Below are 13,416 nucleotides of genomic sequence, written 5' to 3' on the forward strand. Positions count from 1 at the left end.
GGGGCGCCCCGGGGCCGCCCCCCCCCCCCCCCCCCGGGACGTGGGGCGCCGCCCCGCGGGGCCCCCCGGGGGGCGGGGGGGGGGGCCGGGGGGGGGGGCGGGGGGGGGGTGCCCCCGGGGGCCCCCCCCGACACGTGCCTGCGCAGTCGCGGACCGAGGAGTTCCATCGGTTCGTGGCGACCCGGTGGTCGGCATTGCTTCACCTGGCTCGGCTGCTCACCGCCGGGGACCGCGACCGCGGCCGTCTGCGGGCTGCGGTGCGATGCGGGCGGCGGGCCGGGACGGTGCGGTCTGTCACCTGCTCCGTGCTCGTCCTCGCGGGACTCGGAGTCGTACTGCTAGTTCTCCCGAACGCTTTCGCTGAGAACGGGCCTTCGGCCCATGAACCCCGCCTCGGCATGTCTCTGCCGAGGCCGTCAGTGGAGAGTCCGTCACGTGACCGATGAGAATTCGCTGGGAAGCGCCGGCGGAAGGCTGACTGCCACAGGCCGTCAGCCCGTGCCCTGGGAGCGGCGACTGCGGGACTTCGGACATGTCGAGCGCCCTCACGCGTCCGTCCGTGATCGCTTGGTCGCGCCGTTTCCGGCGCCCCGTACATGGATCTGGCGCACGCTGGGGTGTTCGCCGAGCGCGGCGGTCCGGGCGGCGCGCTTGTCGGCCTGGGGCGGACCGGTCCTGGTGGCGCTCCTCGCGGGGCTGCTTCGCTTCTGGCAACTGGGCAGCCCGCGCGCTGTCGTCTTCGACGAGACGTATTACGCCAAGGACGCCTGGTCCCTGCTGCGGCTCGGCTACGAGAGCGACTGGCCCGACCGTGAGACCACCGACCCGCAGATCCTGGCCGATCCTCAGGTGATCCCCCTCTCCGAGACCGGGGCGTTCGTCGCACATCCTCCGACGGGCAAGTGGGTGATAGCCCTCGGCGAGTGGGTGTTCGGCCTCGACCCCTTGGGCTGGCGCTTCATGACAGCGGCCCTCGGCACGCTGTCGGTCCTGATGCTGTGCCGCACAGGCCGCCGGTTGTTCCGTTCGACGCTGCTGGGCTGTGTGGCAGGCCTCCTGATGGCACTGGACGGTCTGCACTACGTCATGAGCCGGACCGCGCTGCTCGACCTCATCGTCATGTTCTTCGTTCTGGCATCGTTCGGATGTCTGCTCATCGACCGGGACCGCACTCGTGCGAGGCTCGCGGCCGCGCTCCCTCCCGACGAGGACGGCCGCACACGCCCGTACGGTCCCGTCGGTGACCATGCGGGAACGGGTGTGCGTCCCTGGCGGCTCGCGGCGGGCCTCTTCCTGGGACTGGCAGCCTCGACCAAGTGGAACGGCCTGTACTACCTGGCCTTCTTCGTGCTCCTCAGCCTGCTGTGGGACGTCGGCGCGCGACGGGTGGCGGGCGGGTACCGCCCTTACCGTGCGGTGCTGCGCAAGGACCTCGGCTGGTCGGTGCTGTCCCTGGCCCTCGTCGCCGCCGTGACGTATGCGGTGGCGTGGACCGGCTGGTTCCTGTCCGACGACGGCTACGGACGTCACTGGGCCGACGGGCGTGGCGGGACCTGGTCGTGGATTCCGGCACCGCTCCGCAGCCTTTGGCACTACGAGTACGGGGTGTACCGGTTCAACGTGGGACTGCACACTCCCCATCCGTACGAGTCGAACCCGTGGAGCTGGCTGGTCCTCGGCCGCCCTGTGCTGTTCTCCTACACGTCGCCGAGCTCGGGCACCGAAGGCTGCCACACGGCGGGCGCCTGCTCACAGGCCGTCCTCGCCCTCGGCACTCCGGTGCTGTGGTGGTCGGCATGCTGCGCACTCGTGTACCTGCTCTACCGGTGGGCATGGCGCCGGGACTGGCGCGCCGGTGCGATCCTGTGCGCGGCGGCGGCCGGCTACCTGCCGTGGTTCCTCTACCAGGACCGCACCATCTTCTCCTTCTACGCGGTCGTCTTCGTGCCCTACCTGTGCCTGGCCGTCACCATGGCACTGGGAGCCCTGCTGGGGCCGCCCGGGGTGACCCGCAGACGTCGTGCGTACAGCTCGATCGTCGCGGGCGGGCTGATCCTGCTCGTCGCCTGGAACTTCATCTATCTCTTCCCGATCTACACCGGCCGGACGATCCCGTACGCCGACTGGCACGCCAGGATGTGGCTCGACACCTGGATCTGAGGCCGGGGCCGGTTTCGTCGTGGTGTCCCGAACGCGGACGAGGACCCGGAGTCCTGGCTCGGACCCCAGCCGCAAGGCGGCACAACGCTGCCTCCCTCGAAGCGGCACGTGCCCGAGCCCGCGACGAGGCGAACGAGGCACGCCGCCGCCTGGGAACACTGCCGCGCGGCGAAGCCAGGACGGCCCTCGACCAGGTCGTGGGGGCCGCGGCCGACCGGCTCGCCTAGGGTGTGGCAGGGCGGCGGTAGGCGCCGTACCACCAGGTGCGGGCAAGTTCGCGCGCCATGATGAGCAACCTGACGCCGGAGATGTTCCCCGGGGACCCGGAGCGGGCCGCCGAGGCGATCCAACAGGCCGTCAGCGCCCCGGAGTTGCCCCACTGGGTCGTTCTGGGCAGCGACGCCCAGCGGCGCATCGGCGTCAAGCTCGACCGCCTGAGGGCCGATTTCGAGGCCGACGAGGAGCCGGCGTCCAGTACGGACTTCCCGGTGCCGCCGACAACGCGGTGCTCCGACGAGTAGAGCCTCTCGTCGGCCGCTCCTCCGGCCTGGACATCCACTGGATACGGGGGTCGTCCCTTCGGACGACCCCCGTCGCCGTCGAGGGCTTGGCGGACTGTTTCCGTCGTTCGAGCCCGGCGGCCCTGCGTGGCCGTCGGCCGGGCGTGCAGCGCACGTCGACGGTCGAGTGGCCCCCGTCTGCTCGTCCTCATGAGTGCCGCACATCCCGCCCGCAGACGCGACGGCGCCGCGACACGCGAGGCGATCCTCACCGCCGCGGTCGTCGAGTTCACCGAGGACGGGTACGCCCGGGCCGGAGTGCGGCAGATCGCCGAGCGGGCGAGTGCCACAGCGATGACGATCAACCGCTGTTTCGGTTCGAAAGAGGGCCTGTTCCCCCAGGCCGTCGACCGTTCCTTCGGCCCGCCGACCGTCGTCGGCGACGAACTCCCCGCTCTGGCGCACTCCATCGCCCATACGCTCGCCGAGCGCACGGCGCCCGACGCCGAACGGCTCGACCCGTTCCTGCTGTTGCTGGGCTCGGCATCGGACCCGGAGGCGACGGACATCGTCCGGCAGGGTGTCGAGGCCCACGTGGGGGCTCGGCTCGCCGGGCTGCTCGAGGGTTCCGACGCGGGCGTTCGTGCTCAGCTCGCACTCGCGCTGGTCGCCGGTACGTGGTTGCTTCGCAGCGTCGTCGGCACCACCGCTCTTGCTTCGGCCGACGACGAACGCCTGACGGACCTCCTCGCCGACACGCTCCGCCCGGTCATCCGCGAGGCCGGTGCCACGTCCGCGCCCGTGCCCACCGCCCCGGACGGCGCTGCCGGGCAGCCCGCCGTTTTCCAGGGCCCAGTGGCGGCGTGCCGTCCGCGTCCGGCTCAGAACGCGGATCGGATGAGCCCGCCGTCCACGCGGATGGTGGCTCCGCTGACGTACTGGGCGTAGTCGCTGCACAGGTACGCCACCGCTGCTGCGATCTCGTCCGGCTCGCCGAACCGTTCCTGGTCGTTGGGGATGAGCGCGTGGACGGCGTTGGGCTGGATCTCTTCCCAGGTGTCGCCCCAGCCTCGGGCAGGGCCGATCTCCGTGACGAGTTCCTTGGTGGCCTCGACCAGGATGGCTCCGGGTGACACCACGTTGGAGGTGACGCCGGTGCCCTTCAGTTCTCGGGCCAGGGACACGGCGAGATTGTGCCGGGCCGCCAGAGTGGCGTTGTACTGCGGGTGGGTGTTCATCGGCTGGGAGGCGAGGCCGCCGCCGATCGTGACCACCCTCCCCCAGCCACGCTCCCGCATCGCCGGGACCAGGTGCTGGATCATCCGGACACCCGAGACGACGTTGATGTTGTAGGTGTCCCGCCATTCGTCCGGGCTCGCTTCGGCCCACGACAGGTGTCGGTAGAAGCCGGCGTTGTTGACGAGGATGTCGACGGGTCCCTCCGAAGTCGCCGCTCGGGCAACGTCGGCGGCGGCCTCGTCGTCGGCCAGGTCGCCCACCACCGTGGTGACGATCCCACCGGCATCACGAATGTCCCGCGCGACCCTTTCCGTACGTTCCTTGTCCCGCCCGTGTACCACGATCGCCGCGCCCTCGGCCGCCAGCAGCTTCGCGGTGGCCTCACCGAGCCCGGAGTTCGAGCCGGTGACGAGCGCGCGCTTTCCGGTGAGATTGAGGTTCATGCCTGCTTCTTTCTCTGTCGTCCCGTGCCGTTCCTGACGGCCGGGAAAGTGTGCCGCGGCTCTCAAGTACGCAGCCGTAGACTTCTCCTGAGTCGGGACAAGCCGGGGGGCGCTCAGTGGGACTACCGGCCAGGGAGCCCCGGCTGGAGGTCAGACGGTGATCGTCTTGTACTCGGTGTAGGTGCCGAGGCCGACCGCACCGTACTCGCGGCCGATGCCGCTGGCCTTGAATCCGCCGAACGGGCCGTCGAACGCGACGGATGCGCCGTTGACGGTGACGGTGCCGGTGCGGATGCGGCAGGCGACCGCCAGGGCGTGTTCCTCGTCGGAGGACCAGACGCCGCCGGAGAGGCCGTACTCGGAGTCGTTGGCGATGCGGACGGCGTCGTCCTCGTCGTCGTAGGCGATGACCACCAGGACGGGTCCGAAGACCTCCTCCTGTGCGATGCGCATCGCGTTGTCGACGTCGGCGAAGAGGGTGGGGGTGACGTAGTTGCCCTTCTCCAGGCCCTCGGGGACCTGCGGACCGCCGGTGACCAGGCGGGCGCCTTCGTCGATGCCGAGCTGGATGTAGGTGCGCACCCGTTCCTGCTGGTCGGGGCGGATCATCGGGCCGATGAAGGTGTCGGGGTCGTCCGGGTGGCCGACCTTCAGCGACTCCACCATGTCCTTCAGCGCGGTCACGACCTCCTCGTACCGGCTGCGGGGGGCCAGGATCCTGGTCTGCGCGATGCACGACTCGCCGTTGTTGAGCAGGGAGCCGAACTTCAGGCCCGCGACGGCCTCGTCGACGTCGGCGTCCGGCAGGATGACGGCGGCGGACTTGCCGCCCAGCTCCAGGCTGACGCGCTTGAGCTGCTCGCCCGCGATGGCGGCGATGCGGCGGCCGGCCCGTGTCGAGCCGGTGAAGGCGATCTTGTCGACCTCCTCGTGGGAGACCAGGTACTCACTGGTCTCCCGGTCCGCGGCGAGGACGCTGATCACGCCCTCGGGCAGGCCCACCTGCTCCAGCAGCTCGGCGAGGAAGCCCATGCTCAGCGAGTTCTCCGGGGACACCTTGAGGACCACGGAGTTGCCTGCGAGCAGAGCGGGGATGACCTTCGAAGTGGCCGACGAGAACGGCGAGTTCCACGGGATCACCGCGGCCACCACGCCGACCGCCTCACGGCGCACCACGCTGCGCACCGGGGACGCGGGGTCGGAGGGCGCCGGCGTCTCCTCCCAGGCGAACTCCTCCGCCGCCTTGAGGTAGGCGTTCGCCTGCCGGGTGAGACCGGGCTGTCCGGCGCGGGTGAACCATCCGGCCGACCCGTTCTCCAGCGAGATCAGGTGCGCGATCTTCTCCCCGTTCTCCTCGCGCAGCGCGTTGAACCGCCGCAGGACGGCGATCCGCTCCGCAGGCGGGGTCAGCCGCCACTCGCCCGTCTCGAAGGACGCCCGTGCCGCGTCGACCGCGCGGTCGACGTCCGCCGGCCGTGCCTGAGCGGCGCGACCGACCACCGCCCTGTCGTGCGGCGAGGCGATGTCCAGCAGTTCCGGGTTGCTCGGCTCCACCCAGGAACCTCCGATGAAAAGCCGGTCGTAGGTGATCATGCGTCTTCTCTCTTTCCGGTGGTCGGTCGTGGCGTGCTGTGCGGTGGTTCAGGCCTGGACGGTGTCCTTGGCAGGGGCGGACCGGGTCGCAGGAGGGCTCACCGCGGCCCCGGGCTTCCGGGCGGGCTTGAGGAGGGCGGCGAGGAGAATGCCGACGGCGAGAGCGGGGGCGATCCACAGATATCCGGCGGCCGTGGCGTGGGCGAAGCCGTCCAGTGCGGTATCGCGCAGGGCGGCGGGAAGCCGGCCGATGGTGTCGGGGCGGGTGGCGTCGAACCCTGCCGTGGCCGGCAGGTCGCTGGTGCGGGCGGCGAAGCCGCTGTTGAGCAGGGTGCCGAAGACGGCGACGCCGAAGGCCGCGCCGATGGAGCGGGCGAAGGTGACCACGGCGCTGGCGGCACCGAGGTCAGCGGTGGGCACGCTGTTCTGGACGGTGGTCAGCACGACCATGGGCACCATGCCGATGCCGACTCCGGTGACCAGGAAGCAGGCGCTCAGCGCGAGGGTGCTGGTGGCGGCCCCGATCGTGCCCAGCAGGAGCAGCCCGGCGAGGTTCGCGGCCAGACCCGCGAGCAGGATCACCCGCAGCCGCTCGATGTGCGCGGCCCAGCGTCCGGCCAGTGACTGGCTGATGACCAGGCCGACGACCAGCGGCAGCATGTGGAGGCCGGACAGGGTGGCCGAGACGCCGTGGACGATCTGGAGGTAGGTCGGCAGGTAGACCAGGACGGCGAACATCGCGGCGTTGGCGAAGAACCCGATGAGCGAGGAGAAGACCACGGTCCGGGAGGCGAGCATGTTCAACGGCAGGACCGGGGCCGCCGCGCGGCGCTCGACGGGCACCAGCAGCGCCGCCAGCGCGACGGTGGCGAGGACGAGGCCGACGATGGCCGGCGAACCCCAGCCCCAGCGTTCACCGAACGAGGTGATCAGGACCATGCCGGTCGCGATCGCTGCCAGGACGGTGGCGCCCGGCCAGTCGATGCGGGCCCTGGCTCCCTTGGCCCCGGCGGGTAGCGCCCGCGCGGCGACGACCAGGGCGACCGCGCCGATGGGCAGGTTGATCAGGAAGGCCCACCGCCAGGACAGCTGGTCGGTGAAGACACCGCCCAGCAGGGGGCCGACGATGCTGGCGACGCCGTAGACCGAACCGAACATCGCCTGGTAGCGGCCTCGTTCGGCCGGGGCGACGATGTCGCCGACCAGGGCGAAGGTCAGCACGATCATGCCGCCGCCACCCACGCCCTGGAGCACCCGGGCTCCGATCAGCTCGGGCAGGTTCTGCGCCAGGCCGCAGGCCACCGACGCGACCAGGAAGACCGTGGTCGCGGTCAGGTAGAGGCGCTTGCGACCGAACATGTCGCCGAGCTTTCCCCACAGCGGTGTGACCGCCGTCGACGCGAGGAGGTAGGCGGCGCTGACCCATGCGATGTCGTCGAACCCGTTCAGGTCCTGGGCCATCCGGGGCAGTGCCGTGGACACGATCGTCTGGTCGAGGGCCGCCAGGAGAACCGCGAGGACCAACGCACTCATGGCGGCGGCCACCCCACCTGCCCGGGGGGACGAGGACGATGACGACTTCAACATCAGAGTTGCCCTTCTTGAAGTATCTGCCACATCAATGTAGCACTTGATGGGCACTTCTCCACACGCCAGTGGCTATAGCTGGATCAGGCTCCACATTTCCTGGCTAGACTCGGGGCGGTGAGAGCCGATGCAGCACGCAATCTGGAAGCCGTCCTGACCACCGGAGCACGGATGCTCGCCGCCGACCCCGGCGCGAGCATGGCGGCCATCGCCGCCGAGGCGGGCGTGGACCGAAGCACCGTCTACCGGCGCTTCGACTCCCGCGAGGCCCTCCTCGCCGCCATCTACAAAGCCCGCCTGACGGCCATCGAAGAGGCCATCGAGGACGCACGGCTCCGCGAGGCACCCGTCGCCGTCGCCCTGCACCGCTACGTCGAGAACATCATCACCGTCAACCGCACCTGGCCGGTCGACCTCACGCGCATGCTCGCCGACGACACCGTCCACGCACGCCGGGACGCCGCCGTCCGCGACGTCGACGCCTTTCTCGAACGCGCCACCGATGAAGGACTGCTCCGTCCCGGCCTTCCCGAAGGATGGGCAAGCGCACTGCTGCCCCAGCTCATGCACCTGGTGTCCCGGCAGAGCCCCGAGCTGAGCCCCGGCCAGGCGGCCGACGTCGTCGTCGACACGTTTCTGCACGGAACCGGAGCGCCCTGACACCATGACGGCTCTCGATCGAGAAACACATGTCTCCACGTATCGCCGCCGGCGAACGCCATAGGAAGCGGCCGTACATCAAGAACATTTTCGGCCATACCAGGTGACGGAGCTCCTCGGGGACATCTAGTGTTGCCTCCCGGCGGCTCGCAGGGTGGCGGGACGCCACGGGCACGGCCGCGGTGGAGGAGACGGCACGGAGCGTACGAACGGAGCCGGCCGAGGGGGCAGCCGTCCCACGGCGAGGGGAGAACGACGACGTTCCCTCCCCGTCGCGTATGGCCGGATCCGTGCGCGTAAACCGCGAGGCGTTCAAGCCGGGCCGGTTCAACGGGGAAGGATGTAGGGGACGATGAAGTCGATCGACGGGTCGATGGTCGGCCGCGAACACGAGCAGGCGGTGCTGTCCGAACTCGTGGCGGCCGTCGGAGGCCAAGCCCTCCTCCTGCGCGGCGACGCAGGCGTGGGCAAGAGCGCCCTGCTGGACCACGTCGTCGGCCTCGCCGTGGACGAGAAGCACCGAGTGATCAGGGCTGCCGGGGTCGAGGCCGAGACGGAACTGCCGTTCGCCGGCCTGCACCAGTTCCTGTACCCGCTGCTCTCCTACATCGACCGGCTCGACGACGGCCACCGAAAGGCGTTCGACGTCGTCTTCGGCCGGGGCGAAAGCTCGCCTCCCTCGGTCATGACCCTCGGCATCGCCGTCCTCGACCTCCTCTCCCTCGTGGCGTCGCAGAAGCCCCTGCTGCTGGTACTCGACGACGGCCAGTGGTTCGACACCTCCAGCACCGAGGTGTGCGGATTCGTGGGCCGCCGGCTCACCGGCAGCTCGGTGAAGCTCGTCGTCGCCCTGCGTTCCGGCGTGCCGTCGGGCTTCGACACCGCCGCGGTTCCGGAACTGGCCGTGACCACGCTGTCGGGAACGGCCTCGGGACAACTGCTGGACATGCACCACCCGGAGCTGGACTCCCGGATCCGCAGTCTGATTCTGGACGAGGCCCAGGGCAACCCGTTGGCCCTGCTGGAACTGCCGTCGTACGTGCGCGGCAACCGGACGGGGCACACGCCCGAGGAACTGTTCGGTTACGCCGGCATCCCGCTCCCCCAGCGTCTCCAGCAGGTGTACGGCGCACGGATCGAAGCTCTCGGCGACGACGTCCGCACCACGCTGCTGCACGGCGCTCTGGACGGCGTCGGTGCCGGCACGGCGACCGGCCCCACGGGGAGCGCCCGCTACCGCATGCTGGACGCCCACGAGGCGGTGACCGCCGGCCTGCTGGAGATCGACGCGTTGAGCGGCGACTTCGTGTTCCGGCATCCGCTGGTGCGTTCGACCGTGGTCCAGATGGCGACGCCCAACGAGCGGCGTGCCGCTCACGCGGCCCTCGCCCAGGTGCACCGCGACGACATCGAGCGGCGGGCCACTCACCTGGCGGCCTCGACGGTCGACCCGGACGAGGAGGTCGCGGCCGTCCTGGAGGCGGCGGCCGACTCCGCGACCCGTCGTGGCGGCGCACTGGCCGCCATCACGTGGCTGACCCGCGCCGCGGAGCTGAGCGAGAGCCGCGAGGGAAGGTCCAGGAGGCTGGGCAGCGCGGCGTACATCGCCGGGCACTCCGGCATGCTGGAGCACGCGCAGCAGTTGCTCCGCTCGGGTACCGACGCCTCCCCGGACTCGGTGGTCGCGTCGGGCTATGTCGCGTTCTTCGAGGGTGGGGACATCCGGTCCGCGCAGCGGCAGGTCTTCGCGGCGATCGAGAGCATGCGCGACAGCGGGCTGCGGGAACCGGACGAGGTGCTCACCCGCTTGGTCGACCTGCTGCTGGCCATCAACCAGTACGCGAGTGACGAGGTCTGGTGGGAACGGACTCACGAGCTGCTCGACTCACTGGGCGATCTGGTGCACTCGTACTCACGCATCTACCAGGACGCCTGGGGCGACGTGGTGCGTCGCGGCGCTGGTGTGCGGGAGCGGGTGGAACGGGCCTACGCCGGCCTCCACCTGGAACCGTGGGACATCACGCGGCTCGGTGCCGCCTCCTACCACGTGGACACCCTCAGCCAGTACCGGCCGCTGCTGCAGCGCGCTGCGGACCGCGAGCTGGAGACGGGGGCCGTGGGCGACGTCATGACCATGCTGCATCTGATCATGCTCGACCAGATCGCGGTCGGCGAGTGGGACGAGGCCGAGCTGACCGGCCGGCATTGCCTGGAACTCACGACAGCGCACGGGCACGGTCTGCTCATTTACAACACCCATGCCTATGTGGGCTTGTTGGCCGCCCTGCGCGGCCGGGTCGACGAGGCCCGGGAACTGCAGGCCGTGGTCGACGCCTGGGCCCGTCCCCGCGGCGTCGGATTCCTCACGCAGATCGCCGACGCCATCGGCACCGCCGCCGCGCTCTCCGAAGGCGACTACGAAGCCGCGTACCTCCATGCCATCGGCCTCACTTCCCCCGGCTCCTTCGCCCCTTACGCTCACCAGGCCTCCCGTACCCTCCTCGATCTGGTCGAAGCGGCCCTCCACACCGGCCGCGCCGAACAAGCACGCAAACACGCCCTCGCCGCTCAGGCGGCGGGCCTCCCCGACGTCTCTCCCCGCCTCGCTCTCATCACCTACGGCGCCCTCGCCATGACCGCCACCGACCCCACCGAAGCCGACGCCCTGTACGACCGCGCCGAAGCCCATCCCGCCGGTGCCGACTTCCCCTTCGAGCTCGCCCGCATCCGACTCGCGCGCGGCACCCGTCAGCGCCACACCCACGGACGCAAGGCAGCACGACGGCCGCTGACCCTGGCAGCGGAGACCTTCGAGCGGCTCGGAGCAGCCACCTGGACCGAACGCGCCCGGGCCGAACTCCGCGCCACCGGCAGCCCCACCCTCACGTCCTCGGCGCCCCTCACCCCGCTGACCTGGCAGGAGCGCCGGATCGCGGACCTCGCCGCCAGCGGCCTGACCAACAAGGAAATCGGCGAGCGCATGCACCTGTCGCCACGCACCGTCAGCTCACACCTGTACCGCGTGTTCCCCAAGCTCGGCATCACCGCCCGCGCCGCCCTGCGTGATGCCCTGGGCAGGCTGCCCGACGACCAGAACGTGTGACTCGGCGTTCAGCCCACCACTGGGTGGGCTCGGATGCCCCGCATCTGCAGCCAGCCGAGCACGTAGTCGGCGACGAACCTCCATCCGTTGTCGATGACCAGGGAGTGGCCGCGGTCCGCGAACTGCTTCAGGTCGGTCCCGGCTCGCGAGTCGCCGTACGCCTTGTACACCGCGCGCGTGACGGCGTCGGGCACCAGCCGGTCCTCCTGCCCTGAGATCAGCAGGAGAGGGCCGCGGTTCGCGTTGCCGACGTTCACCACGGCACGCGGGCCGCACGCCCCGCCCGCAGGCCCGAGTTCGGCGGCCAGACGGTGGGGCGCCGGCCCGACGTAGCGCTCGAAGAGCCGGTACGACTCCTCTGCCGCGACCGTGTTCGCGAAGTATCGGTGGAACCGCTCCGGAGACAGGGCCACCAACCGGTCGGCAGCGCCTGCCCGGCCGGGAGTCCACAACCGGGCCGAGGAGTCGGGGACTGGAATCTCATTGATCGGAGCAGGTGCGATCGCCACCGCCGCGCGGCCCATATCGGCTCCGATGAGGTGCTGCGCGACCAGGCCGCCCACCGAGTGGCCGATGATCACCGGCGAAACTTCAAAGGACCGCACGATCTCCGCGTAGTGGGCGATCAGCCCGTCCAGGCTGATGCCCGCGCGCGTCACTGACGACGTGCGCGACTCCGCGGAGGTGCCCTCCCCCGGCCAGCCCGGTGTGAACGCGAGGAACCCCCGGCCGGCGAAGCGCTCCGCCCAGAGCTCCCAGGAGCGCGTGTCCAACCAGGCGCCGTGGATGAAGACGACGGGAGTGTGGTTCACGGATGGCCCTCCGAGCATGACGATCAGCCGGCACCGGAACGCCGACGACGGTTTCAGGATCGTTCCGGCGCGGATCGGAGGCGACAGTCGAATGACTCAATGTCGATCGTCAACGGCGCCCGATCACCAGGGGAAGACCGCTGCGGACAAAGCGCGCGGATACGGACAGCGGTCCGGTCGGCAGGCTCCCTCACTGCCCGACCGTCGTCGAAGTCGGCGAACGTCGACGGTCACATTACTTACACACGGCGCTCCTGCGCGGACGAGGGTGGGCCCGGTCAGCTTCCGTCGCAGAGAGGGATCCACACATCATGAGCGGTGACCGACCAGGGGTACAGGTCCGCCGAGCGGTCCCGAAGGGCCGCCTTGAGCTGGTCCTGGACGTCGAGCGCGTGTTGGACGTCTCCACCCGGCAGCCCATCAGGGCGGAGTTCCGGTTCGTCCCGGAGGACCCTCTGGCCGTGTGCGTGGAGTTCCTCGTCCAGGGCGGCCCGCGTGTGCTGTGGCGGATCGGCCGCGACCTCCTGCGGCAGGGACTTCGCTCGGCGAGTGGCTTCGGTGACGTACGGGTACGGCCGTCGCAGTCCGTGGACCGGCCCACCGCATGGCTTCAGCTGACCTCCAAGGACACGGCGGCCCTTTTCGAGGTACCCGTGCCTCCGCTGACGGAGTGGCTGGAGCACACCTATGCCCTCGTGCCCGCCGGTCAGGAGCTCGCCACGATCGACTGGGCCGTCGCCGCCGCGGACCTCCTCCGGAGTTCCGGGCCACGCTCCGACTGATCACGACGCCATGAGGCCGACCGGCCGGACCCGCCGCGGACGACACGGTGACCACTTCGGACGGGAAGACCTCACGCAGACGGGTCTTCCGTGCGCAGCCGCAGGGGCGGCCTGTCGTCGAACTCCATGAGGACGTCACCTCGGATGATGCATCCGACCTCGACGCCGGGATGGCTGTGCCGACCCGACTCCTTGTGCCGGGGGATCTGCACCAGAGTCTGTACGGCCTCCCGGCCCTCGGCGGGCGACGGGCGCTCTGGAGCAGGGTGCGGGTGACGTCCGCGGTCGGGTCGGGATTGCCCGGGCCCTGGGTGCCGGACGGATGAGACGCCGCGCGACCGCGCGGGAGGGCGGCAGGGCGGTGACACCGAGTGCGCCGACCGCCGCGACGCCGCTGGTGCGCAGGAGAACTCGCCTGCCGATCAGAGGGATTCCTTCCGTAGGGCAGACCGATCGCTCTGCAGTTTGCGCCGATCACGTGGGCCGGCACACGCAAGGACGAGAGTCGACCATGGCGCATGTGAACACATGACGTCC

At 70.5% G+C, this 13,416-nt stretch carries 10 protein-coding genes and 1 pseudogene; 7 read left to right on the forward strand and 4 right to left on the reverse strand.

The genetic code is table 11. The features are described from left to right. Positions 1-158 precede the first annotated feature (158 nt). The 4 genes and pseudogenes from ACFYX3_RS23920 to ACFYX3_RS23935 form a co-directional block, all read left to right on the forward strand. Positions 159-239 (forward strand): annotated as a pseudogene (locus ACFYX3_RS23920) (SigE family RNA polymerase sigma factor); the annotation flags it as partial. Positions 240-381: 142 nt separating this feature from the next. After that, on the forward strand, positions 382-2,160 hold the full coding sequence (locus ACFYX3_RS23925; protein WP_389016742.1) for a dolichyl-phosphate-mannose--protein mannosyltransferase: 1,779 nt from the start codon (positions 382-384) through the stop codon (positions 2,158-2,160). 284 nt (positions 2,161-2,444) lie between these two features. After that, positions 2,445-2,681 (forward strand): hypothetical protein, encoded by a 237-nt coding sequence (locus ACFYX3_RS23930; protein WP_389016745.1) that lies wholly within the window; start codon positions 2,445-2,447, stop codon positions 2,679-2,681. A 189-nt stretch (positions 2,682-2,870) separates the two neighbouring features. Next, on the forward strand, positions 2,871-3,608 hold the full coding sequence (locus ACFYX3_RS23935; RefSeq protein WP_389016748.1) for a TetR family transcriptional regulator: 738 nt from the start codon (positions 2,871-2,873) through the stop codon (positions 3,606-3,608). Here ACFYX3_RS23935 and ACFYX3_RS23940 read toward each other — a convergent pair. The 3 genes from ACFYX3_RS23940 to ACFYX3_RS23950 all read right to left on the reverse strand — a co-directional run bounded on the left by ACFYX3_RS23940 (position 3,542) and on the right by ACFYX3_RS23950 (position 7,522). Beyond that, positions 3,542-4,342, reverse strand: a complete 801-nt coding sequence (locus tag ACFYX3_RS23940; RefSeq protein WP_389016751.1) for an SDR family NAD(P)-dependent oxidoreductase — start codon at positions 4,340-4,342, stop codon at positions 3,542-3,544. The genes ACFYX3_RS23935 and ACFYX3_RS23940 overlap by 67 nt on opposite strands. Before the next feature lie 150 nt (positions 4,343-4,492). Beyond that, the gene (locus tag ACFYX3_RS23945; protein WP_389016754.1) at positions 4,493-5,935 is read right to left on the reverse strand and encodes an aldehyde dehydrogenase; all 1,443 of its coding nucleotides are present in this window, start codon (positions 5,933-5,935) and stop codon (positions 4,493-4,495) included. 48 nt (positions 5,936-5,983) lie between these two features. Further along, the gene (locus tag ACFYX3_RS23950) at positions 5,984-7,522 is read right to left on the reverse strand and encodes an MDR family MFS transporter (RefSeq protein WP_389016757.1); all 1,539 of its coding nucleotides are present in this window, start codon (positions 7,520-7,522) and stop codon (positions 5,984-5,986) included. Positions 7,523-7,693: 171 nt separating this feature from the next. Between ACFYX3_RS23950 and ACFYX3_RS23955 the strand changes: the two genes are divergently transcribed. After that, a complete protein-coding gene (locus ACFYX3_RS23955; protein WP_389017476.1) occupies positions 7,694-8,182 on the forward strand; it encodes a TetR/AcrR family transcriptional regulator in 489 nt (162 codons plus the stop codon). A gap of 352 nt (positions 8,183-8,534) precedes the next feature. Beyond that, positions 8,535-11,285 carry an AAA family ATPase gene (locus ACFYX3_RS23960; RefSeq protein WP_389016760.1) on the forward strand — a complete coding sequence of 917 codons (2,751 nt, stop codon included), beginning with the start codon at positions 8,535-8,537 and terminating at the stop codon, positions 11,283-11,285. An 8-nt stretch (positions 11,286-11,293) separates the two neighbouring features. Here the strand turns inward: ACFYX3_RS23960 and ACFYX3_RS23965 are convergent, their stop codons facing one another. Then, a complete protein-coding gene (locus ACFYX3_RS23965; RefSeq protein ID WP_389016763.1) occupies positions 11,294-12,097 on the reverse strand; it encodes an alpha/beta hydrolase in 804 nt (267 codons plus the stop codon). 311 nt (positions 12,098-12,408) lie between these two features. Between ACFYX3_RS23965 and ACFYX3_RS23970 the strand changes: the two genes are divergently transcribed. Further along, positions 12,409-12,879, forward strand: a complete 471-nt coding sequence (locus tag ACFYX3_RS23970) for an SsgA family sporulation/cell division regulator (RefSeq protein ID WP_389016766.1) — start codon at positions 12,409-12,411, stop codon at positions 12,877-12,879. Positions 12,880-13,416 lie beyond the last annotated feature (537 nt).

Origin of the sequence: Streptomyces sp. NPDC002463, from assembly GCF_042889835.1 — a bacterium.
In the GTDB taxonomy this organism is placed as follows: domain Bacteria; phylum Actinomycetota; class Actinomycetes; order Streptomycetales; family Streptomycetaceae; genus Streptomyces; species Streptomyces nymphaeiformis.